This is a genomic window from Gordonia sp. UCD-TK1 (assembly GCF_001691435.1).
GTDB classification, from domain to species: Bacteria; Actinomycetota; Actinomycetes; order Mycobacteriales; family Mycobacteriaceae; genus Gordonia; species Gordonia hongkongensis.
The window spans coordinates 256,545-276,625 of sequence record NZ_LZMP01000002.1 but is presented as its reverse complement, the minus strand read 5'-3'; the positions used below and the strand labels follow the sequence as shown (position 1 = coordinate 276,625).

22 protein-coding genes, 4 tRNA genes and 2 riboswitches are annotated in these 20,081 nt (G+C 68.0%); of the genes, 8 read left to right on the top strand and 18 right to left on the bottom strand.

Going from position 1 to position 20,081, the window contains the following annotated elements:
- Positions 1-65 precede the first annotated feature (65 nt).
- Positions 66-2,093 carry a CocE/NonD family hydrolase gene (locus A9310_RS02760; protein WP_065629263.1) on the top strand — a complete coding sequence of 676 codons (2,028 nt, stop codon included), beginning with the start codon at positions 66-68 and terminating at the stop codon, positions 2,091-2,093.
- Between the two features lie 6 nt (positions 2,094-2,099).
- On the opposite strand, the gene A9310_RS02755 is transcribed toward A9310_RS02760, so the two are convergent.
- Positions 2,100-2,618 (bottom strand): TIGR04338 family metallohydrolase, encoded by a 519-nt coding sequence (locus A9310_RS02755; protein WP_065629262.1) that lies wholly within the window; start codon positions 2,616-2,618, stop codon positions 2,100-2,102.
- Between the two features lie 44 nt (positions 2,619-2,662).
- Between A9310_RS02755 and A9310_RS02750 the strand changes: the two genes are divergently transcribed.
- Entirely contained in the window at positions 2,663-3,604 is a 942-nt protein-coding gene (locus A9310_RS02750; RefSeq protein ID WP_065629319.1) for a YhjD/YihY/BrkB family envelope integrity protein, read from the top strand.
- Here A9310_RS02750 and A9310_RS02745 read toward each other — a convergent pair.
- The 6 genes from A9310_RS02745 to A9310_RS02720 form a co-directional block, all read right to left on the bottom strand.
- Positions 3,601-4,431, bottom strand: a complete 831-nt coding sequence (locus A9310_RS02745) for a DUF2786 domain-containing protein (protein WP_065629261.1) — start codon at positions 4,429-4,431, stop codon at positions 3,601-3,603. The genes A9310_RS02750 and A9310_RS02745 overlap by 4 nt on opposite strands.
- A gap of 10 nt (positions 4,432-4,441) precedes the next feature.
- A complete protein-coding gene (locus A9310_RS02740) occupies positions 4,442-5,143 on the bottom strand; it encodes a YoaK family protein (protein ID WP_065629260.1) in 702 nt (233 codons plus the stop codon).
- A gap of 72 nt (positions 5,144-5,215) precedes the next feature.
- On the bottom strand, positions 5,216-5,677 hold the full coding sequence (locus A9310_RS02735) for a VOC family protein (RefSeq protein WP_065629259.1): 462 nt from the start codon (positions 5,675-5,677) through the stop codon (positions 5,216-5,218).
- On the bottom strand, positions 5,674-6,150 hold the full coding sequence (locus tag A9310_RS02730; RefSeq protein ID WP_065629258.1) for a helix-turn-helix domain-containing protein: 477 nt from the start codon (positions 6,148-6,150) through the stop codon (positions 5,674-5,676). The genes A9310_RS02735 and A9310_RS02730 overlap by 4 nt, the downstream gene beginning before the upstream one ends.
- 21 nt (positions 6,151-6,171) lie before the next feature.
- Positions 6,172-6,444 (bottom strand): excalibur calcium-binding domain-containing protein, encoded by a 273-nt coding sequence (locus tag A9310_RS02725; RefSeq protein WP_065629257.1) that lies wholly within the window; start codon positions 6,442-6,444, stop codon positions 6,172-6,174.
- A 121-nt stretch (positions 6,445-6,565) separates the two neighbouring features.
- Complete coding sequence (locus tag A9310_RS02720; RefSeq protein WP_065629256.1) at positions 6,566-6,955, bottom strand: hypothetical protein; 390 nt, start codon at positions 6,953-6,955, stop codon at positions 6,566-6,568.
- Between the two features lie 126 nt (positions 6,956-7,081).
- Here A9310_RS02720 and A9310_RS02715 point away from each other — a divergent pair, with 126 nt between their 5' ends.
- Positions 7,082-7,966 carry an alpha/beta fold hydrolase gene (locus tag A9310_RS02715; protein WP_065629255.1) on the top strand — a complete coding sequence of 295 codons (885 nt, stop codon included), beginning with the start codon at positions 7,082-7,084 and terminating at the stop codon, positions 7,964-7,966.
- Positions 7,967-7,968: 2 nt separating this feature from the next.
- Here A9310_RS02715 and A9310_RS02710 read toward each other — a convergent pair whose 3' ends face one another.
- Complete coding sequence (locus tag A9310_RS02710; protein WP_065629254.1) at positions 7,969-8,922, bottom strand: L-lactate dehydrogenase; 954 nt, start codon at positions 8,920-8,922, stop codon at positions 7,969-7,971.
- 117 nt (positions 8,923-9,039) lie between these two features.
- Positions 9,040-9,218: riboswitch (cobalamin riboswitch) on the top strand.
- A 46-nt stretch (positions 9,219-9,264) separates the two neighbouring features.
- Between A9310_RS02710 and A9310_RS02705 the strand changes: the two genes are divergently transcribed.
- From A9310_RS02705 to A9310_RS02690, 4 genes are all read left to right on the top strand, one after another.
- A complete protein-coding gene (locus A9310_RS02705; protein ID WP_065629253.1) occupies positions 9,265-10,344 on the top strand; it encodes an iron ABC transporter permease in 1,080 nt (359 codons plus the stop codon).
- 23 nt (positions 10,345-10,367) lie between these two features.
- A complete protein-coding gene (locus A9310_RS02700) occupies positions 10,368-11,174 on the top strand; it encodes an ABC transporter ATP-binding protein (RefSeq protein WP_065629318.1) in 807 nt (268 codons plus the stop codon).
- A gap of 11 nt (positions 11,175-11,185) precedes the next feature.
- A complete protein-coding gene (locus A9310_RS02695) occupies positions 11,186-12,265 on the top strand; it encodes an ABC transporter substrate-binding protein (RefSeq protein WP_065629252.1) in 1,080 nt (359 codons plus the stop codon).
- Between the two features lie 205 nt (positions 12,266-12,470).
- Positions 12,471-14,099: an HNH endonuclease signature motif containing protein gene (locus A9310_RS02690; RefSeq protein ID WP_065629317.1), complete on the top strand. Its 1,629-nt coding sequence runs from the start codon at positions 12,471-12,473 to the stop codon at positions 14,097-14,099.
- Positions 14,100-14,169: 70 nt separating this feature from the next.
- On the opposite strand, the gene rplA is transcribed toward A9310_RS02690, so the two are convergent.
- From rplA to A9310_RS02640, 10 genes are all read right to left on the bottom strand, one after another.
- Positions 14,170-14,886: a 50S ribosomal protein L1 gene (gene rplA / locus A9310_RS02685; protein WP_065629251.1), complete on the bottom strand. Its 717-nt coding sequence runs from the start codon at positions 14,884-14,886 to the stop codon at positions 14,170-14,172.
- Between the two features lie 120 nt (positions 14,887-15,006).
- On the bottom strand, positions 15,007-15,438 hold the full coding sequence (gene rplK, locus A9310_RS02680; RefSeq protein ID WP_065629250.1) for a 50S ribosomal protein L11: 432 nt from the start codon (positions 15,436-15,438) through the stop codon (positions 15,007-15,009).
- 75 nt (positions 15,439-15,513) lie between these two features.
- Positions 15,514-16,407 carry a transcription termination/antitermination protein NusG gene (gene nusG / locus A9310_RS02675; RefSeq protein WP_065629249.1) on the bottom strand — a complete coding sequence of 298 codons (894 nt, stop codon included), beginning with the start codon at positions 16,405-16,407 and terminating at the stop codon, positions 15,514-15,516.
- Positions 16,408-16,477: 70 nt separating this feature from the next.
- Positions 16,478-16,951: a preprotein translocase subunit SecE gene (gene secE, locus A9310_RS02670; protein WP_065629248.1), complete on the bottom strand. Its 474-nt coding sequence runs from the start codon at positions 16,949-16,951 to the stop codon at positions 16,478-16,480.
- A 39-nt stretch (positions 16,952-16,990) separates the two neighbouring features.
- Positions 16,991-17,063, bottom strand: a tRNA-Trp gene (locus A9310_RS02665).
- 246 nt (positions 17,064-17,309) lie between these two features.
- Positions 17,310-18,407, bottom strand: a complete 1,098-nt coding sequence (locus A9310_RS02660) for a fused (3R)-hydroxyacyl-ACP dehydratase subunits HadA/HadB (protein ID WP_065629247.1) — start codon at positions 18,405-18,407, stop codon at positions 17,310-17,312.
- A gap of 94 nt (positions 18,408-18,501) precedes the next feature.
- Positions 18,502-18,669 carry a 50S ribosomal protein L33 gene (gene rpmG, locus A9310_RS02655; RefSeq protein ID WP_045823858.1) on the bottom strand — a complete coding sequence of 56 codons (168 nt, stop codon included), beginning with the start codon at positions 18,667-18,669 and terminating at the stop codon, positions 18,502-18,504.
- A 93-nt stretch (positions 18,670-18,762) separates the two neighbouring features.
- A tRNA-Met gene (locus A9310_RS02650) sits at positions 18,763-18,836 on the bottom strand.
- A gap of 21 nt (positions 18,837-18,857) precedes the next feature.
- Positions 18,858-18,930: transfer RNA gene (locus A9310_RS02645), tRNA-Thr, on the bottom strand.
- 117 nt (positions 18,931-19,047) lie between these two features.
- Positions 19,048-19,128, bottom strand: a tRNA-Tyr gene (locus tag A9310_RS02640).
- 155 nt (positions 19,129-19,283) lie between these two features.
- Positions 19,284-19,378, top strand: a riboswitch (TPP riboswitch).
- Between A9310_RS02640 and A9310_RS02635 the strand changes: the two genes are divergently transcribed.
- On the top strand, positions 19,366-20,076 hold the full coding sequence (locus A9310_RS02635) for a TenA family protein (protein ID WP_065629246.1): 711 nt from the start codon (positions 19,366-19,368) through the stop codon (positions 20,074-20,076). (Overlaps the previous riboswitch by 13 nt.)
- The last annotated feature ends 5 nt before the right edge of the window (positions 20,077-20,081 follow it).

Below are 20,081 nucleotides of genomic sequence, written 5' to 3'. Positions count from 1 at the left end.
CCCGGCCGTCTCGATCCGTGCAACAACTCGGGTGCGACACCTCATCCCAGGCAGGGTGATGCACCATGACGTACCAGCTGGATCCCACACAGCCGCGCGCCCGTGTCGCTCCGTCGACACGAACCCGCACCACTGGTGCGCCGCATTTCGGCACGCTCCCGCTGGGTGATCCCACCGGCGGCGCCGACGGTATCCGCTGGCGCGAGCAGGTCGACGGCAAGCAGCTCTACCCGCGCGTCGTCATCGACCGGAACGTCTCCATCACCATGAGCGACGGCGTCGTCCTGCGCGCCACGGTCATCCGGCCCGCCAACCGGTTCGGGCAGACGATCCTCACCCCCTATCCCGCGGTCATCAACATCAACCCGTACAACCGCGCGGCCATCGACTTCATTGACCAGACCCTCCACGCCCCCGTCCTCGGCAAGGCACTGCACACCGCATCCCGGTCGATGGACGCGACGGGCACGGCCCTCGAGGGACTCACGACGTTGACACAGACCCTGTCGGGCGGCGTCTTCGACGTCTTCGGCATCAATCGCAACCTGGTACGCAGCGGGTACGTGCAGGTCGTCGTCGACGTCCGCGGAACCGGCGCGAGCCTGGGTAAATGGCAGATCCTCGGTCCTCGCGAGCAGCAGGACTCGGTGGAGGTCATCGATTGGGTGACCGAGCAGGAGTGGTGCGACGGGACCGTCGGGATGGCCGGCTGGTCGTACTCGGCGATCAACTCGCTGCAGGCCGCGGACAAGCGGCCGCCACAGCTGAAAGCCGTGTTCGCCGTAGAGGGTTGCGACGACCTGGTGCGCGACATCTACATCACCGGCGGCATGCCGTCGGCCTTCATCCCGGTGTGGTTGTCCGCGGTCAACATGCTCAAGTGGGTTCCCAACCCCGCCAACGTGATCCGCGACCTCGTGCGCGGCGACGCGGTGCGCTGGGCGATCGACCGGGTGAAGTCCCCGGCCACCGAGATCCCCTCGCTGCTGTGGGGGTTCCTGACCGCCCGTGATCCACGCATCTTCGACGACCCGTACTTCGACGCCCGCGACCCGATCGTCGACCGCATCGAAGCACCCACCTTCACCGTCGGCGCCTGGCATGATCTGTTCGGCCGCAGTGCAACCGGGGTGTACGAGCGCCTGCAGATGGAGCCGGGCCGCAAGCAGATGATCGTCGGCGACGGCTATCACCTCGACGTGGGGTCGGGATACGGCGGCAAGTTCGCTCCCCCGCGTCTGGACGTCCTCGAACGCGCGTGGTTCGACCGCTGGCTCAAGGGCCACCGCAACGGGATCGAGTACTACGGGCCGGTCACCATGCTGCAGCAGGGCGGTGCGTGGACCGCGGGGCAGAGCTTCCCCCGTCCCGGGGTGGCCCCGACGCGGCTCTACCTGACTGCCGAACCGTCGTCGACCGCCGACCATTGCGTCCACGACGGTTCGCTGAGCACCACTCCCGCACAGGGTGTTTCGTCTCTACACGTCCGGCCCGACACCCGCGGACTCCGGTCCCGGGACATGACCCAGGTGACCGCGGGGGCGACGCTGGCCCTCGGCGCGGACTTCGCCCGGGATGCGCGATACCAGGAGCGGGGCGCGTTGTCGTTCACCACGGAGCCGGTCGGAGAGGCCACCCCGATCAGCGGCGCCATGAACTTGCGCCTCAACGTCGCCACCACGGCACACGAGGCCGTCTGGGCGGTGACCGTGAACGACGTCGCTCCCGACGGTACGTCGGTGGTGCTGACCAACGGTGCGCTGTCGGCGTCGAATCGCGCCCTGGATCAATCGAAGTCGACGTACGCCGACGACGGCAGCCTGCTCTCGGCGCACCACTATCTGTCCCGCAAGCGCAAGCTGCCGGTGCCCGCCGACGAACCGATCCGCCTCGACGTCGACCTCGTCCCCACCGACGCGGTCCTGCAGCCGGGCCATCGGCTCCGGGTCGACGTCTACGCCGCGAGTCTCCCGCGTTACCTGACGCTCGTGCCCGACCTCATCAAGGCACGCGGCCGCCGACACCAGCGCCTGGTCCTCGACCCCGACCACCCGAGCCACCTGACGCTGCTCGCCGGCGACGGGCTGCGCTGAGATCATTCACCCCACCCCGGAATCCGACAGCACGACGCGATAGACGAACGCGGCTTCGGGCCCCAGTACGAGCCCGACGAGTTCGATGAGCGTCAGCACGAATCCGCGCCCGTGAGCCGGGCCGGTCGTGCCGTCGAGGTGATGGGCGAGCTCGTGCAGCACCACCAGTTCACGCAGCGCCCAGCGTCCGTCGGCCGCGGACGGGATGGCGATCTCGGCGGCGACCGGCACACCGTCGGATCTGCAAACCCGCGCCGCGTAGTGCGCGGACCGCTGGCCGCGCCGTGCGCGGACCGACACCGGATGCGACGCGCGCTCGAAACTCGACCGCACACCCGGTAGCGCGAGCACGCGGCCCACGTAGTCGTCGACGGCGTCGATCGAGGCGAAGCGCGCCTCCGCGGGGAGGGTGACCTCGGTGCCGGCGAGTTGCACCGTCCGTGACGACGACACGTTGTCGAACAGGCGATGCACGAGGTGCTCGGCCTCATAGAATCGTGCGCGCCCGGTGTCTCGTTCACTCACGGCATCGCCGATGATGAGAGACCCCGGAGCCGATGGGAGACTTCATGCGCCGTCCCGACCTCGATGCCGTACGCGAGCGCGTGATGCGGCTGCCCGGCGCCTCCCTGATGCTCCGCATCGTCATCGACATGGCTCGGGGCAATCTCACGGACCGGTCGATGACCCTGGCCGCGCAGGCCTTCACCTCGATCCTCCCGGTCGTGATCCTGGTGCTCACCCTGCCGGGCGCCAGCGTCGTCGACGACGCACTCACCCAGCTCGGTATCCCCGTCAGCAGTCTCGACACGCCCACGATCGACGACCCGACCTCGGCGACGACCTTCGGCATCGTCGGTGCGCTGATGACCATCGCCGGCGCCACCTCCCTGTCCCGTGCCCTCGGCCGAATGTATGTGTCGATCTGGGACGTCGCCAAACTGCCGTGGAGCAGCTTCTGGCGATGGGTCGTCGTCGTCTTCCTCATCCCCGCCGCGGTCACCGTGCAGGGTCTGTCCACCGGAGTGGAGGCCACCTCGCTGTTCGGCATGCACATCGGCGATCGGGGCGTCCTGGGAATCGGGCTCATCGTCGCCGTGACCCTGTTGATCTGGTCGGTCACCTTCACCGCGATCCCGCGGCTCCTGGTGTCGTCGCAGGTACCGATGAGGCTGCTCGTCCTCAACGGCCTCGGTACCGGCATCCTCATCACCGCCCTGCTCGCCGGCAGTCGCGTCGCACTGCCGACGCTCGCGGCGGGCACCATCCGCAGTTACGGCACCCTCGGTGTCGTCTTCGTCGCGATCAGCTGGCTGTTCGTGTTCGCACTCATCCTCGTCGTCACCGCCATCGTCGTGCACGCCGTGGCAACGGACGAGGGTCGTCTGGGCCGGTGGGTGCGGCGGTGGGCCGGCACACCGACACCGTTCGTCCCGCACCCGTCTGCATCCTGGTACGACCGGCCGCCCGGGGGTCCGGTCGACGCCCCACCCACGCGCGTGGAGCCCTAACCCTCCAAAGCACCACGCGCACCGCCGAACTCGCGGTCACCGCCGATCTTCGCGCGACGTCCCGCGCGGTCGCCGGCGCGGCGTGCGGCCTCCGAGTAGCCGGCCGAGGCGCTCGACGGACGCCACGTCCCGCGGGCACTCGACTCCGTCCGGTAGAAGTCGGTGACCTCGATCTCCTTGTTGCGCAACGCGACCGCCGTCGAGCGCGTGGTCTCCCCGGAGTCGCGTTCGGCGGCCAGGGCCTCCGCACGCGCGGCGTCGCGGGCCTCGGCGAGACGCTTGCCGATGCGTTCGGCGAACGCCGACTGGAAGTTGAGCCGCGCGGTGATCGGTGACAGTGGTTTCTCCTCGATCACCCGCCGGGCACGCCACCCGCTCCCCCGGGTGACGACCCGCGCGAAGGTCTCGCCCTTGTACGCCCCCGACCGCAGATAGGCGTCGCTGGCCGCGACCATCTGCACGATCAGCGACGTGTAGAGGGCCTCGCAGGCGTCGATGTCGGCTTCGTACCCGTAGGCGAGCACGAAGGTCGAGTTGCTCGCCACGTCGACGGTCACGTCGTTGGCGGCGGTGATGGCGACGAAGAGCTGCACATAGGTCCGCAGTCCGCGTTTGCCGGGCTCGCCGATCGCGATCTGGCGACTGATCGGGGTGACCTTCTTGCGCGCCGCGGGGTCGTGGGCACGCGCCACCGCCAGGTCGATCGACGACGCCGTCGCGAGCCGCTGGGCGGCCTGCATGAAGGTCTCGGCCTCGTGCTCGTTGTCGGTGTTCTCCGCTTGACGGAGAAGGGCGGAGATCCGGGTGAGCAGCTTGTCGTCGCGCATGTAACTCAGACTATCCAGCGGCCCGTTCGGTTCCATCTGAGCGCGAATTGCCCCGAGACAACGTCTCGGCAACCCGCAGGAGGAGGGTGCAGGCGGCGATCGCGACCCCGGCCCACAACCCGGCGACACCCCAGTGACGTTCTGCGAAACCGCCGCACACCGCGCCCAGGACGAACACCGGCCACATCCAGAACACCGCCAGCCACGCCCACGGTCGATCGGTACCCAGCGAGGCGACCAGCTCGTGCGCGGACTTCACCAGCGTGCCGGTCACGTACGTCAAGCCGCCCGGCACCGCCGATGTGTGGGACAGCGCCGAGTTGATCGCTCCGGTCGCCGTCGCCACCACGATCATCCCGGCCGTCGGCGACGCGGTCAGCGCGACAACGGTGCCGGCGAGAAGCGTCACCGTCACGGCTACGAGAACCCAGACCGGCGAGTGCTGTCCGCCCCAGCGGCCGAGTGCCGCGCCGCCCACGGCCCCGCCGAAGAAGGCCGCGACGAGTCCGGCGACGACCGCGATCGTCGACCACCCGCCCGCGGCCGTCGACGCTCCCAGGATCGTCGAATTGCCGGACATGAACGCGACGAAGCTGCCCTTGAGCACGACGAACGCGATGGCGTCGACCAGCCCGGCCAGGAACAGCAACGCCGCCGCGATCGCGATGTCCGGGTGGTTGCTGCTCAGGTACTTGTCGAGTCGGACCGCCATGGGCACGAATCTAACGCCTACTCCGGTCGCGGCCGGATCGTTGCTCGCATCCGACCCATGGCCCTGGACTGGTCAGCTGTCCGGTGGGGCCCACCGCGCGATGTCGGCGTCTGCGACCGGCCGGTCCGCGGTCGCCCGCTGGGTCATCCGCAGCTGGTTCCCGAACGGATCCCGGAACGCACAATCGGTGCCGTAGGGCTGGTCTTCGGGGTCCTGGGTGAACTCGACGCCGCGTGCGACGAGCGCCGCGTGGGTGCCGCGACAATCGTCGGTCGACAGGATCGTCACCGGCATCGCCCCCTGCGTCACGAGGTCGCGGATCTTCGCGGCGGTCTCGTCGGAAAGCGCGGGCGGCCCGGGCTTCTCGAGCAGGATGAGCCGGTCGGGTTGACCGGGCGGCGCGATCGTCAACCACCGCATGAAACCCATGTCGACGTCGGTGTCGACCGTGAAACCGAGTGTGCCGACGTAGAAGTCGAGTGCGACGTCCTGATCGAGGACGTAGACGGAATGGATACCGATGCCGTTGATCATGCGCCCGACGATACGACCGGCGGCCCGGTCGGCGCTTCTCCGAAATCGCTCACTTCGGCCGCTCGCGGGACCCCGGTGGCAGCATCGCTCGGCCTGGTCCACCGGCGCACGAAGCAACCGGGAACGGGAATCGGAGCGACACGCTGCCGGTAGGCCGTGGGACTACAGCAGACGATTCGGCTGAACGTCCGGCCGAACGTGCCAGGACTGTCGTAGCCGACCAGCAACGCGACGTCGAGCACCGGGACGTCGGTGGTCCGAAGGAGGGCACAGGCTCGCTCGATGCGCCGACGCTGCAGGTAGCGGTGCGGCGTCTCCCCGAACACGGCCCGGAACCGGCGGATGAAGTGCGACGGCGACATCAGCGCGATGCGGGCGAGCGTTGCGATGTCGAGGTCGTCGGCGTAGGAGAGGTCGATGGCGTCGCGCGCACGGAGCAACCGGCGGTTCTCGTCCTCGACCTGGGTGAACACGTCACCCAGTGTGACGCACGCTCAGTGCTTCTCGCAGGCGATGCCGTCCCCGTCGCGGTCGCTCTCGGAGTTCGCCTCGTACAGTTCGTCGTCGACGGTGAACGTCGTGACCGGCGTACCCGACGTCGAGTCGACGGCGCCGGTCTTGCCGACACCGTGCGGGTAGTCGCCGCGCAGTTCGGTGCAATTGGCGTAGTCGGTTGCCGCCGCGGCGGGTGCCGCCACCATCAGCGGAGCGACCGTCATCGACGCCGCGGCCAGAAATCCGAGAACCATCTTTCGCGAGCAACGCATCGTGCTTGACCTTCTTCGTAGTGTCCCCCGACACCTCAACGTGACGAGGTGACACTACGGGTTCCGGCCGGCGAAAAGCGCATGCGACGCGAAGATTGGTCCGGCATCGGAAGGCGCGGGGTCAGCGACGCGGCTGTTCCTTCAGCAGCGCACTGCCGAGCGGGACGCCCCAGCTGTACATCGTGCCGACATATCCGTTCTTGGTGCGCCGAAACTCCGTACGCGGGAACCACTGCATCACCGGGTCCGCAGTGTGCGCCACGACGCCGCCGTGTGGAGTCTGCTGGATCTGCTGACGCTGCAGATTCCACGGCCCGATCCCGTAGTAGTCGGTGTACATGCCGTTGCCGATGACCCGCGCATTCGACTCCGGCATCGGAACGAATCCGTAGATGAGTTGCTGCTGTTTGTAGTTGCCCGGCTTGATCTTGGCGTCGGAATCACCCGCGCCCACAGTCAATCCGAATACTGCTGTTCCGGCGATCAACGCCCCCGCTATCAATCTCTTCACGACGGCAGACGCTAACAGCGTCGACGCCGGGTTCCATCTCGCTTTCCCCAGCCTTCGGCGAGCCTGTCATTCGACAACGCGTATTGGTACGGTCCTGGCCAGGCAACCACCGACAGCGGGGAAACGATGATCAGGAACGACGTCGAGTTCGATTCGTCCGGGACGACATGCCGGGCCTGGTGGTACCGGCCCGAGGGAACCACTCCGGCGCCGGTCATCGTGATGGCACACGGGCTCGGTGCGGTCCGGCGGATGCGCCTGGACGCGTTCGCCGAGCGCTTCGCCGCTGCGGGATACTCGTGCCTGGTGTTCGACTACCGCCACTTCGGTGACAGCGATGGCGAACCGAGACAGCTGCTGTCCATCCGCCGCCAACTCGACGACTGGGCCGCGGCAATCGCCTTCGCCCGAACACTCAGCGGTGTCGACACCTCACGGATAGTGCTGTGGGGCACCTCCTTCGGCGGCGGACACGTCCTCGTCGCGGGCGAACGCGACGGCCGGGTGGCCGCGGTGATCTCCCAGTGCCCCTTCACCAGTGGAGTAGCCTCCACCGCCGCCCTGGGCGTGGTGTCCGGGGCGAAGGTGACCGTGCGCGCACTCGCGGATCTTGCAGGTTCGGCACTGGGCCGTCCGCCGGTCACCGTCGGCCTCGCCGGTGCGTCCGGCTCGGCCGCCCTGATGACGGCACCCGACGCGGTGTCGGGATACTTGCCGCTGGTGCCCGACGACCTGGAGTTCACCAACGAGGTCGCCGCCCGGATCGGGCTGACGATCCCGCTGCACACGCCTGGTCGGGCATTGCGAAAGCTGACCTGCCCCACGCTCGTGTGCATCTGCGACGACGACACCGTGGCGCCGGCCGGACCGACTGCCCGGCACGCCCGCCGCGCCCCGGCAGCACGGGTAATTCGTTATCCGGCAGGACATTTCGACATCTACGTCGGCGACGACTTCGAGCGGGTGGTCGCCGATCAGCTCGAGTTCTTGCGCGGGACCGTCCCCGTGTGACGTCAGAACCCGAACCGCGCCTGCATCCCGCGCAGCGTTTCCGCCGAGGCGAGGAGGCCCGCCCGCTCGGAGTCCGACAGCGGGACATCGAGCCGGGTTTGCGCACCACCGCGGTCGACGACGGTCGGCAGCGAGAGGCACACGCCGTCGAGCCCCTCGATGCCGTTCGCCCTCGTCGACACCGGCAGCACCCGGTGTTCGTTGTTCAGGATCGCCTCGACGATGCGCGTCGAGGCCAGACCGATCGCGTAGTTCGTCGCCCCCTTGCCCTCGATGATGGTGTACGCGGCATGTACGACTTCGTGGTGAATACGTTCGCGCGCAACGGCGTCCATCGCCGGACGGCCGGGCAGCGGCGTCCACGAGGTGAGCGGCACGCCCCCGATCGACGCCGAACTCCACAGCGGGATCTCGCTGTCGCCGTGTTCGCCGACGATGTAGGAGTGCACGCTCTGCACCGCGACCCCGCAGTGCTGCGCGATCAGGAACCGCAGGCGGGACGAGTCCAGCACCGTGCCCGACCCGAAGACCTGGTGCGGTGACAGCCCGCTGATCTCCTGGGCGGCGTAGGTGACGATGTCGACGGGATTGGTGACCATCACATAGATCGCGGTCGGGGCCACCGCCAGCACCCCGGGGAGGATGGCTCGTGTGAGACCGATTGTGGCCTCGGCCAATTCGAGGCGCGACTGCCCTGGCTTCTGCTTCGCGCCGGCGGTGAACACGACGACGTCAGCGTCCGCGCACACCGACACGTCGTCGGATCCGATGATGTCCGCGCGGGGCACGAACTCGAGGCCGTGGGACATGTCGAGCACCTCGGCGGTCACCTTGGCGGCGTTGATGTCGAGGAGGGCGATGGTCCGTGCGACACCTCGGATGAGGGATGAGTAGGCGATCGCGGTGCCCACCGCACCCGCCCCGATGATGGCCAGTTTCGTGTCTCGTACGTCCATCGGTTCACCGTTTCCGCGTCGGGTTCATCGATCGTCGGCACCCAGCGTAGGTGCTCGCGTGCCGGCTGTCCGGGCTGCGCCGGCCGACCGCGCGTTCGGTCGGCGGTCGATGTTGATAGCGTGAGCGCCGAGAACGGTCACACCCGCACACGTGGGTGTCAGGGAACCCGGTGTGAATCCGGGACTGGCGCGCAACGGTATGGGAGACGGATTCGGCGCGGACACCGGGGCGACCCGGGAAGGCGCCGGCGCCACGATCCCGAGTCCGATTACCGGCCGTTCTCGCTCGAGTCCATTGTGTATCTCGCGCACAGATACCCAGACCGATAGGCAGTACCACCCGTGTCCCGTCGTACCGACGGCACGACCGAGAGCGCGACCGCCCCGTCGGTCCGGCGACTCCCGTCGACGCCGCTAGCCGCAGTATTGTTCGTCCTCACCCTCCTCAGCATCGCCCTGGCCACCGCTTTCGGCGCGGAGACCATCCCCGTCGGCGACGTGTGGCACACCGTCGTCGGCCGGATGACCGGGGCTGAGCTCGACTCCGCGCACGCCGTCATCATCTGGGATCTCCGGTTGCCCCGGTCCGTGCTGGCCGCGCTGGTCGGAGCCGGGCTGGCGCTGGCCGGCGCACTCATGCAGGCCCTGGTCCGCAACCCACTGGCCGAGCCGTACCTGCTGGGTGTGTCCGCCGGCGCGGCGGTCGGGGCCACCGCGGTGATGACCCTCGGCGTGCTCGCGGGACTGGGCGTCTGGGCGCTGTCCGGCGGGGCGCTGCTCGGCGCGCTGGCCGCCACCGTCACGGTGTACCTGGTGGCCCGCGCCCAGGGCGGGCTGACCGCGCTGCGACTCATCCTGTCCGGGGTGGTGTTGTCCTCGGCGTTCATGGCGTTGTCGTCGCTGCTGGTGTTCACCGCCGCCGACCCGCACGCCGCCGACAACGTGATGTTCTGGATGCTCGGCAGCGTCGCGGGCGCCACCTGGGCGAAAGTGCAGATCGCCGGGGCGGTCGTGCTGGTCACCGTCGTGGCCATGCTCGCCATCCACTCCTGGCTCGATGCCTACGCGGCCGGCACCGACACCGCGACGTCGCTGGGCGTGCCGGTACGCGCGATGCGCAACGCGCTGTTCGGTGTCCAGGGTCTCCTGGTCGGCGTGCTCGTCGCGGTGGCGGGCGGCATCGGCTTCGTCGGTCTCATCGTCCCGCACGCGGCGCGACTCCTGGTCGGCGCCACCCACCGCGCGATGTTGCCGGTGGCGGTCTGCGGCGGTGCGCTCTTCCTGGTGTGGGTCGACGTCATCTCGCGGGTGGCGGCCGCACCGCGCGAGATGCCGCTGGGCATCGTGACCGGACTGATCGGGGCGCCGATCTTCCTGTTCCTCATGGGACGACGCCAATACGTGTTCGGGGGTGGCTCGTGACCGACCCCGCCCGCGCATCGTCGATGTCGTTGCGCGCGAACGCGCTTGCGTGCCGTCGCGGTGGCCGCGTCGTACTGCGGGATGTCGATCTCGCGGTCCCCGCCGGCACCCGACTGGCCATCGTCGGGCCCAACGGTTCCGGCAAGACCACCCTGCTGCGCACGCTGTGCGGTCTCGAACGACCAGTCGCCGGCACCGTCGAGGTGAACGGAGACGACCTCCACCACATCCCCTCCCGACGCCGCGCCATGTCGATGGCGGTGGTCGGCCAGGAGGAACAGCCCTCCGCGGAGCTGACGGTCGCCGAGGCGGTCGGCCTCGGCCGGACCCCGTACCGGTCGGCCTGGTCCACCGGGAGTTCCGACGACAAGACGGTGGTCGATCGCGCGTTGATCCAGGTCGGGCTCGACGGCTGGGGCACCCGCTCGTGCACCCAGCTGTCCGGCGGCGAACGGCACCGCGTCGTCCTCGCCCGCGCGCTCGCTCAGCAGACCCCGATCCTGGTGCTCGACGAACCCACCAATCACCTGGACGCCGCCTGGCGACTACGACTGATGGAGGTTCTCGACGAGCTCGACGCCACCGTGGTCGCGGCGATGCACGACCTCGACCTCGTGTTGCGTCACTTCGACTCCGTCGCAGTGGTTTCCGACGGCGGTGTCATCGTGCACGGGCCACCGGTCGAGGTGCTGACGCCGGCTCTGCTGGCCGACGTCTTCGAGGTGTCCGGCACCGTCGTCGACCATCCATCGACGGACCTGCCCCATCTGCTCCTGAACACTCCCACCACCACACCCGCCCCCAGCACTCTGACGAAAGACATCCCGTGAGAGGACATCCTTTGACCATACGTACGTCCCGAGTCCACCCGACCGTCGCCATCGTGGCGGCGGCTCTGACGCTGGGAACTGCCACCGCCTGCGGTGCCGACAGCACTGTGGCGTCGGAAAGCACTGTCGCCATATCGAATTGCGGAGCCGACGTCGCTTACCCGCAACCCCTCGACCGGTTGTTCGTCAACGACGGCGGCATGATCGCGATCGCACTCGCCGCGGGTGCCCGTGACAACATGGTGGCGGTCAGCGCGCTCGCCCGGGACAAGGACGTCCTGCGGCTGGAGTACGGACCCCAGGTCGACACGCTGAACGAGGTCGCGACCGAACGTCCCACCCTCGAGAACATCGTCGCGGCGAAACCCCAAGTGCTGTATGCCGGATACAACTACGGCATGAGCGAGTCGCGCGGGATCACACCCGAGATCCTCGCCGGACACGGCATCGACGTGTACCAGTTGTCCGAGGCGTGCCGGCAGACCGAGGGCGAGGCGCAGCGCGGCACCATGTACCCGTGGGTCGCGCTCGACACCGATCTGCGCAACATCGGCACCCTCACCGGCAATCCCGAGCAGGGCGCCGCCGCGGCCGACGAGGTGGCCGACCGCCTCGAGAAGCTGCGCGCCGCACCACAACCCGCCGCGAAACCGACCGTGTTCGTCTTCGACAGCGTCTCCGACACCATCTTTTCCTCCGGATCCTTCGGCGGCCCGCAGGGCATCATCGACGCCGCGGGCGCGCGCAACGCGACCGAGGACATCGAGGACACCTGGACCGCCGTGAGCTGGGAACGCCTCACCACCGCGGACCCCGACGTCATAGTGTTCGTCGACTATCCCGGCCAGTCGGTCGACGAGAAGATCGCCGCCCTGCGATCGAATCCCGCGAGCCGGAACCTGAAGGCCGTGCGCGAGAACCGCTTCGTGAACCTGCCGTACGCGATGTGGGTGTCGAGCCCACTCAACATCGACGCCGCCGAGATCATGCGCGGCGTTCTCGAGAACCACGGCCTCGCACCGGAATCCGGTATCACCCCGTCCCTGGATGTCGCGCAACTGGACCTCGGGGGCAACAACTGGCTGGAGTGAGTCGCGGGACGCCCCGTTGAACACGTGGGGCCGCGGCGATCGTCATGCCGCCGCCCCACGGAGTAGTCGGTGGACCCCCTACCACGAGGCACCGACAAGTTACCGGCTCCGAATAGCGTTGCACAACATCAGTTTTGGCTTGCAACGCGCTCGCAACGGTGTACACTCGAACGTACATTCGCGGCAACGGTTCTCGGGGGTGACCATGTCTGACGAACAAGCGGCGCGGCGACCGCGCGCCCTCGAGTTGGTGGCCGACCTGCACCGCATCCTCGGTGAGTTGCAGACCGTGGACCTGTCGCCGTGTACCGATGCCGAACTCGCCGACGTGGCCGCGGAGACCGAGCGCGCGATCGCGCGTCTGACCGTCGCCGGAGACCGGCAGATCGATCAGGTCGAGGCCCGCGACCTACCCCGCAAGGCCGGCTGCCGCACCCTCATGCAGTACATGACCCACCGGCTACGAGTCTCGAACCCGCTGCGCCGCCGTAAGCAGATGGGCGCCACCGCCCACCGGACCAGCCTCGGCGGCGAGGTCCTCCCACCCGAATACCCCTGCCTCGCCGAAGCTTTCGCACAAGGCACAGTCGGCACCGCCCACGTACAAGCCACCCTCGACGTCCTCGACCGCATCCCCGGCACCATCGACCACGATGTACAGGTCGCCGCTGAGCGGCAGATGGCCGAGATCGCCGAAGCCCACACGCCTGCCGAGATCACCCAGCTCGGCTCGCGGCTGCTCGCCCACCTCGATCCCGACGGCACACTGGCCGACGACACCGACCAGAAACGACGCCGCGGCCTGTGGATCGGTCGGCAACGCGCCGATGGCACCGCCAAGATCTCCGGCACCCTGACCCCCGCACTCGCCGCCCGGCTCACCATGATGTTCGCCGTGTGGGGCAAACCCGGACTCAACAACCCCGACGACCCCGCCTCGCCCCAAGGCCCGGCCGGTGCCGCCGACCCCGACGCCCTGACCGCCGCAGCCGACCGCGACCAACGCACCCTCGCCCAGACCAATCACGACGCCCTCGATGCCGCACTCGCCGCAGGCTTCGCCGACGGAACACTCGGCACCTCGCACCGAGGGCTACCCGTGCAACTGATCATCAAAGCCGACCTCAACGACCTCATCCGCGAAGCCGGACTCGCCACCACCGCCACCGGCACCCTGCTGCCCATCCGGGACTTGATCACGATGGCCGCCGACATGCAACCCTGGCTCGCGATCTTCAAAGACGCCACCACCGTCCCCCTGCACTTCGGACGGGGCAAACGCCTGGCCACCCGCGAACAACGCCTCGTCTCCTTCGCCCGTCCCGACGGGGAAGTGTGTTCGGCACCCGGGTGCGATCAACCCGCCACCCACGTCGAGCTTCATCACGCCGAACGAGACTGGGCCAAGGGCGGTCTCACCGACATCGACGACCTCGCCCCGGCCTGTCCCCGTCACAACCGCATGGTCGGCGACCAACCCGGCCAATACACCACCCGCATCGCCCGATCCGGCCCCGACGAAGGCCGCTGCCTGTGGCGGTTGAACGCCGAACCCGGCGCACCGCCCAACCCCGAACACATCAACCGCCGACCCGACATACCCCGGCGGTTCGCACAACACCTGAACACCGTGCGCAACGAGATCCACGGACCTGCCACCCGGTCCGGCGACCAGTCGCGCCCCGACGCCGTCGGCTACGGCGACCGCGGCCGGCGCCTCGAACTCGCCTACCGCGAACTCGTCCATCCGCGAACACCGCCGGAGCACCTCACCACCCCACCGCTGACCCCGGTCGAAGCAGCACTCGCACGCATACTCGCTGACCACGCGTGATTGCACACAACACGAGGGGCCCGGCATCGGAATGCCGGGCCCCTCGTGGGTGTCAGTGCGCCTGATCAGATCAGGCCTGCGGTGCCTCCGCGAAGTTGCGGGTGACCGCCGGGTCGACCGGGATGCCCGGGCCCGTCGTCGTGGAGACGGTGACCTTCTTGATGTAGCGGCCCTTGGCGGCCGACGGCTTGGCGCGCATGATCTCGTCGTAGGCAGCGCCGTAGTTCTCGGCCAGCTTGGCCGGGTCGAACGAGGCCTTGCCGATGACGAAGTGCAGGTTCGCAGCCTTGTCGACGCGGAAGTTGATCTTGCCGCCCTTGATGTCGTTGACGGCCTTGGTGACGTCGGTGGTCACGGTGCCCGTCTTCGGGTTCGGCATCAGGCCGCGGGGTCCGAGGACACGCGCGATACGGCCGACCTTGGCCATCTGATCCGGGGTGGCGATCGCGGCGTCGAAGTCCAGCCAACCGCCCTGGATGCGCTCGATCAGATCCTCGGCGCCGACCTCGTCGGCACCGGCGGCGGTGGCCTCGGCGGCCTTGTCGCCGGCGGCGAACACGATCACGCGGGCAGTCTTACCGGTGCCGTGCGGCAGATTGACGGTGCCTCGAACCATCTGGTCTGCCTTACGGGGGTCGACGCCCAGCCGGATCGCGACCTCGACGGTCGCGTCGGTGTTCTTCGACGACGTGTCCTTGGCCAGCTCCACAGCCTCCAGCGGGCTGTACAGCTTGGTCTTGTCGACCTTCTCGGCCGCGGCCGCGTAGGCCTTGCTCTTCTTGCTCATTGCTCTGTTCCTTCTCCGCCGTCAGTCGGCGGGGTGTGTGGTGCGGGCCGAGCCGGCCCTCCCACGGTGATGATGAGGTCTGTCAGCCTTCGACGGTGTCGAGAGCGCGAGATCGCAAGCTCACTCGACGGTGATGCCCATGGACCGAGCAGTACCGGCGATGATCTTCGCGGCCTGGTCGATGTCATTGGCGTTCAGGTCTTCGGCCTTGGTCTTGGCGATCTCACGGACCTGGTCCATGCTCACCTTGCCGACCTTGTTGGTGTGGGGCTCGCCGGAGCCCTTCTGCAGGCCGGCGGCCTTCAGCAGGAGCTTCGCAGCCGGCGGGGTCTTCAACTTGAAGTCGAAGGAGCGATCTTCGTACACGAAGATCTCGACCGGGATGACGTTGCCGCGCTGCGACTCGGTCGCCGCGTTGTACGCCTTGCAGAACTCCATGATGTTCACGCCGTGCTGACCGAGCGCCGGACCCACGGGCGGGGCCGGGTTGGCCTGGCCTGCCGAGATCTGGAGCTTGATGATCCCGGCGAGCTTCTTCTTCTTGGGAGGCATCTTCTGTTCCTTGCTTGTTTCCTTGCGAATTCACGCCCGCTGGAGACGTGAAAGTTCTGGGTTGGTGGTCCGGCCCTAGATCTTCTCGACCTGGTTGAACCCGAGCTCGACCGGCGTCTCGCGACCGAAGATCGACACGAGGACCTTGACCTTGCGCTGCTCGGCGTTGACCTCGCTGATCGACGCGGGCAGCGTGGCGAACGGGCCGTCCATGACGGTGACCGACTCGCCGACCTCGAAGTCGACCTCGATGACGTTCGACGCGGCGGCAGCTGCGGCCTCGACGCCCTCGGCGGCGGCACCGCGCGACGCGGCGGGCTTCTTGGCCTCGGTCCGCGGCATCAGGAACTGCAGCACCTCGTTGAGCGAGAGCGGCGACGGCTTGCTGGTCATCCCGACGAAGCCGGTGACACCCGGCGTGTTGCGCACGGCGCCCCACGACTCGTCGTTGAGCTCCATGCGGACGAGGATGTAGCCCGGCAGCACCTTGCGGTTGACCTTCTTGGGCTGGCCGTTCTTGATCTCGGTGACCTCTTCGGTCGGCACCTCGACCTGGAAGATGTAGTCGCCGACGTCGAGGTTCTGCACGCGGGTCTCGAGGTTGGCCTTGACCTTGTTCTCGTAACCGGCGTAGCTGTGGATCACGTACCAGTCGCCGGGCGCGCGCCGGAGCTGCTTGCGCAGTTCCTCGACCGGATCGACCTCAACCGCTTCGACCTCGGCCTCTTCGACAGGGGCCTCGTCGACAGGGGCCTCGTCGGCGGCGGCCTCGTCAACCGCGGCCTCGTCGGCATCCTCGGAGACGGTGTCCTCGGCGGGGGCCTCGTCACCCTCGACGACCGCGTCGTCGGCGACCGCGTCACCCTCGGTGTCCACCGCGTCGGTCACGGCCGCGTCGACAGCGTCGACGTCGGCAGCAGCCACGTCGACGGAATCGGTCGAGGCGAGTTCGTTCTCCGGGGTGCTCACTGCAGCCCACGCTCCTTATGGTTCATCTGGCGGTCGTATTCCTCGTCGCCGGCCGAGCCCACCGCGTGGGTCAGCCGAACAACCAGAGCACGCCCTTGGCGAAGGCGAGGTCGAGGCCGGCAATGAACGCGGTCATCACGATGACGAACACGAGCACGACGATCGTGTAGGTGATCATCTCGCGCCGCGTAGGCCAGATGACCTTCTTCAGCTCGGCGACGACCTGCGTCAGGAAGACCCAGATCCGTACGAACGGATTCCGGCTCTCCTCGGCAGACGCCTTCTTCTTGGTCTTGCGTTCCTTGACGGCGACGGACCCCGTGTCGGAGTCGGCGTCACCGTCGGTTGCACCCGCCGCCGAGCGACGTCCGCGAGCCGAGCGCTTACCGGACGGACGCAGCTCCTTCGCGGTTCCGGTCGACGTGTCGTCGTCCGTACCCGCGTCGATGGCCTCGTCGCGACCGTCGAGCTCAGCCGCGGCCGAATCGGCCGCAGAACCCTCTGCGGCGTCTTTGGCGCGGGCGGCCCGGTCTCGCTTGCTCAACTTCGCGGTCCTCTCGTCAGCGTGTGCCCTTCACCAGGGCAGGGGCGACAGGACTTGAACCTGCAACCTGCGGTTTTGGAGACCGCTGCTCTGCCAATTGAGCTACGCCCCTTTGCGACGCCCGCCACCGGAGTGGTCGGCGTTGCCGTCCTTCTCGATCCGGCCTCGCGGCCCGTCGACGTTTCGTCGCCGACAAAACCAACGCGCCACCCTATGGGTAGCGCGCAAGTCTGAATCAATCAGACACTTCAGTGTAGATCACCGGGGCGGTGGACCCAAAACGGGCTCGCCTCCGCTCCCCCGACGACCGTACACGCCACCCGCCCGTGAGCCGCCCGAACGGCTCGCGACCGGTCGATCAGTTGAACTGGATGACGGCCTGCGCGCGTCCGAAGATGCGGCGATCGCCCTGCTTGGCGGTGATGGCGATGGTCCCGCGGCGGGTCGCGGGATCGAGCGACTTCACCTTGCCGGTGAAGTCGACGGCCGCGCTGTCGTCGGCCGGGACGTACACCGGGCTGGTGAAGCGCACGTTGTACTCGCAGAAAGCCGCCGGGTCACCGATGAACTCGGAGACGAAGCTCGCGCCGAGCCCCATCGTCTGCATGCCGTGCGCGACGACGTCGTCCATGCCGGCCGCGTTCACGACGTGGTCGGAGAAGTGGATCGGGTTGGGGTCGCCGGCCACGCCCGCATAGTTCGCGAGATTGCCGCGCGTCAGCAGGTAGCGCTTGGGCGTGAGTTCCTGACCCACCGTGAGCGTGTCGAAGTCGACGGCACCGAAGGCGCCCGGCGACTGCGTCGGGTCGGGGAGGTCGTAGCGACCCGCCTTCGGCTCGACGGTGTGCCCGGATTCGCCGATGGCGTCGACCTTGATCATCACGTGGTCGAGGGACGCCTCGAGTTCCGGGTCGACGTCCATGCCGGGACGCGCGGCCAGGGAGGTCCACGTGGTCATGACCGGCTCGTCGTGCTGGTTCCAGATGACGTTCTTGGTGACCATCAGGTCGATCATCTCGGGACTGCTCACGTGCCGGAACGACTCGAGCGAGACGTCGCAGATCAGGCGGTCCCCGACCTTCATCGGCTGGTGGTAGACCAGCCGCTGGTCGGTCTGCATGATCTGCCACATGTCGTAGCCGGTGACGACGTCTTCGAAGAGCTTGCGCTGGGCGATGATCCCGAGCACCGACACATAGGTCGGCGCGGCGATCAGGCGGTCGTGACCGAAGGCCCGGGCGCCCTCCTCGCTCCAGTGGGTCGGGTGCGCATCCTGCACCGCCATCGCGTGCTTACGGATCTCCTCGCGGCCGATCTCGTAATAGTCGTCGACCGTGTAATGGAAGCCGACAAGGCTCTGGGTGTGGGCGGCGATCTCGTCGGGGGTCGGCTTCGCGCCACCGTTCGACGCCTCGTCCGGACGATCCTGGATCTCGGCTCCGCTTACCTGTGACATTGAGCTCTACTCCTTCGGCCGACACAGCAAGACGGGCTGCCTCATCGAGAGGCAGCCCGCTGCTGGTGGTACTTCGAAACGGCCGACGACAGCGTCAGCGCGATTCCTTGTGCCCCTGATGCTTGCCGCAGTTCGGGCAGAACTTCTTGATCTCGAGGCGATCGGGATCGTTGCGGCGGTTCTTCTTCGTGATGTAGTTACGGTGCTTGCACACCTCGCAGGCCAAGGTGATCTTGGGGCGAACATCTGTTGAGGAGGCCACTTGATTGCCTTCTTTCGGGTGGTACGTGGTCGGGTTCGGAAGTTCCCTCAGGGCTTGCGACCCTTGCGCTCGGTTCCGGTCGGACCCGATGTGTAGCGGTGGAGGGACTCGATCCCTCGACCTCACGATTATGAGTCGTGCGCTCTAACCAGCTGAGCTACACCGCCCCGCGGACTTCTCGTCCAGCGAGCCCCCTGACGGAATCGAACCGTCGACCTTTTCCTTACCATGGAAACGCTCTGCCGACTGAGCTAAGGGGGCGTGCCCCGGGCGGTTGTGCCCGAGAGCCTTAACGAGGTTACACACTCGCGTCTGCGCTAGACAAATCGCTGGTCGGAGACCGTCTGTAGAGCAGTTTCGCGAGAATGGACCACGCTGTGGCAGGTATAGGATTCGAACCTATGTAGCTTGCGCGACGGATTTACAATCCGCTCCCTTTGGCCGCTCGGGCAACCTGCCGTGCCGCTCTTCCGGCCACCGTGACGGCCGTACGAACAACGCCGTGAAGAATACAACGAACACCGCATCAACGCGCAAACCAGCTGGTCAACAGGCCGGGACATGGTCGTGGCACAGGCGTCCCACTGCGACCCCCACTCCTGCTACTGTGGCTGCGTTCTGACACGGGGTGCTCCGCGACGCGGGGCTGAGATGAGACCCGAGAACCTGTCCAGGTAATGCTGACGAAGGGATGTCATGTCTGTGCATGCGCACGTGCCGGTCTCCGGCCGATTCTCCGACCACCTCTGGGAGGAGACGAAGAGGTTGCGGACGGCGATCGACGACCTCGAGTTCCTGCGGCGGCTCGGCGACGGGACGCTGCCACTCGAGGTGTTCCGCACCTACATGGAGCAGGACTCGCTGTACCTGGCCGGGTACGCGAAGGCCCTCGCCATCCTGGCGTCGAAATCCCCCGACCCGCAGACCGCGGGGTTCTGGGCGAACTCGTCGGCCACCGCGGCCACCGTCGAGTCGGCGCTCCACGGCGACCTGCTCAACGGCGGCCAGCTGCCTCCGCGTGAGGGCGAACCCGAGCCGTCGCCGGCGTGCCTGGGGTACGTGTCCTACCTGACGGCCGTCGCCGCGACCGAGTCGTATGCGGTCGGCGCGGCCGCGGCCTTGCCCTGCTTCTGGATCTACGCGGAAGTCGGCCGGGCCCTGGCCGCGAGTGCCGCCCAGGTGCTCGCCGCCGACCCGAACCACCCCTACGCGCAGTGGGTGACCACCTACGACGCCCCGGAGTTCCAGGAATCCGCCTCGCGGGCAAGGGAACTCGTGGACGAGGCCGCGGCGCACGCCGGCGAGCGGGAGCGGGCCGCGATGGCCACGGCGTTCACCGTCGCCACCCGGTTCGAGCTTCTGTTCTGGGACACCGCGCTGAACCCGCAACCGTGGCCCGCCGCATGAGCGCC

Bases quoted from the DNA above. Each gene is read 5' to 3' on its own strand.
- A9310_RS02760 (WP_065629263.1), top strand. From the start codon at position 66: ATGACGTACCAGCTGGATCCCACACAGCCGCGCGCCCGTGTCGCTCCG.
- A9310_RS02750 (WP_065629319.1), top strand. From the start codon at position 2,663: ATGCGCCGTCCCGACCTCGATGCCGTACGCGAGCGCGTGATGCGGCTG.
- A9310_RS02745 (WP_065629261.1), bottom strand. From the start codon at position 4,431: ATGCGCGACGACAAGCTGCTCACCCGGATCTCCGCCCTTCTCCGTCAA.
- A9310_RS02740 (WP_065629260.1), bottom strand. From the start codon at position 5,143: ATGGCGGTCCGACTCGACAAGTACCTGAGCAGCAACCACCCGGACATC.
- A9310_RS02735 (WP_065629259.1), bottom strand. From the start codon at position 5,677: ATGATCAACGGCATCGGTATCCATTCCGTCTACGTCCTCGATCAGGAC.
- A9310_RS02725 (WP_065629257.1), bottom strand. From the start codon at position 6,444: ATGCGTTGCTCGCGAAAGATGGTTCTCGGATTTCTGGCCGCGGCGTCG.
- A9310_RS02715 (WP_065629255.1), top strand. From the start codon at position 7,082: ATGATCAGGAACGACGTCGAGTTCGATTCGTCCGGGACGACATGCCGG.
- A9310_RS02710 (WP_065629254.1), bottom strand. From the start codon at position 8,922: ATGGACGTACGAGACACGAAACTGGCCATCATCGGGGCGGGTGCGGTG.
- A9310_RS02700 (WP_065629318.1), top strand. From the start codon at position 10,368: ATGTCGTTGCGCGCGAACGCGCTTGCGTGCCGTCGCGGTGGCCGCGTC.
- A9310_RS02690 (WP_065629317.1), top strand. From the start codon at position 12,471: ATGTCTGACGAACAAGCGGCGCGGCGACCGCGCGCCCTCGAGTTGGTG.
- rplA (WP_065629251.1), bottom strand. From the start codon at position 14,886: ATGAGCAAGAAGAGCAAGGCCTACGCGGCCGCGGCCGAGAAGGTCGAC.
- rplK (WP_065629250.1), bottom strand. From the start codon at position 15,438: ATGCCTCCCAAGAAGAAGAAGCTCGCCGGGATCATCAAGCTCCAGATC.
- A9310_RS02660 (WP_065629247.1), bottom strand. From the start codon at position 18,407: ATGTCACAGGTAAGCGGAGCCGAGATCCAGGATCGTCCGGACGAGGCG.
- A9310_RS02635 (WP_065629246.1), top strand. From the start codon at position 19,366: ATGTCTGTGCATGCGCACGTGCCGGTCTCCGGCCGATTCTCCGACCAC.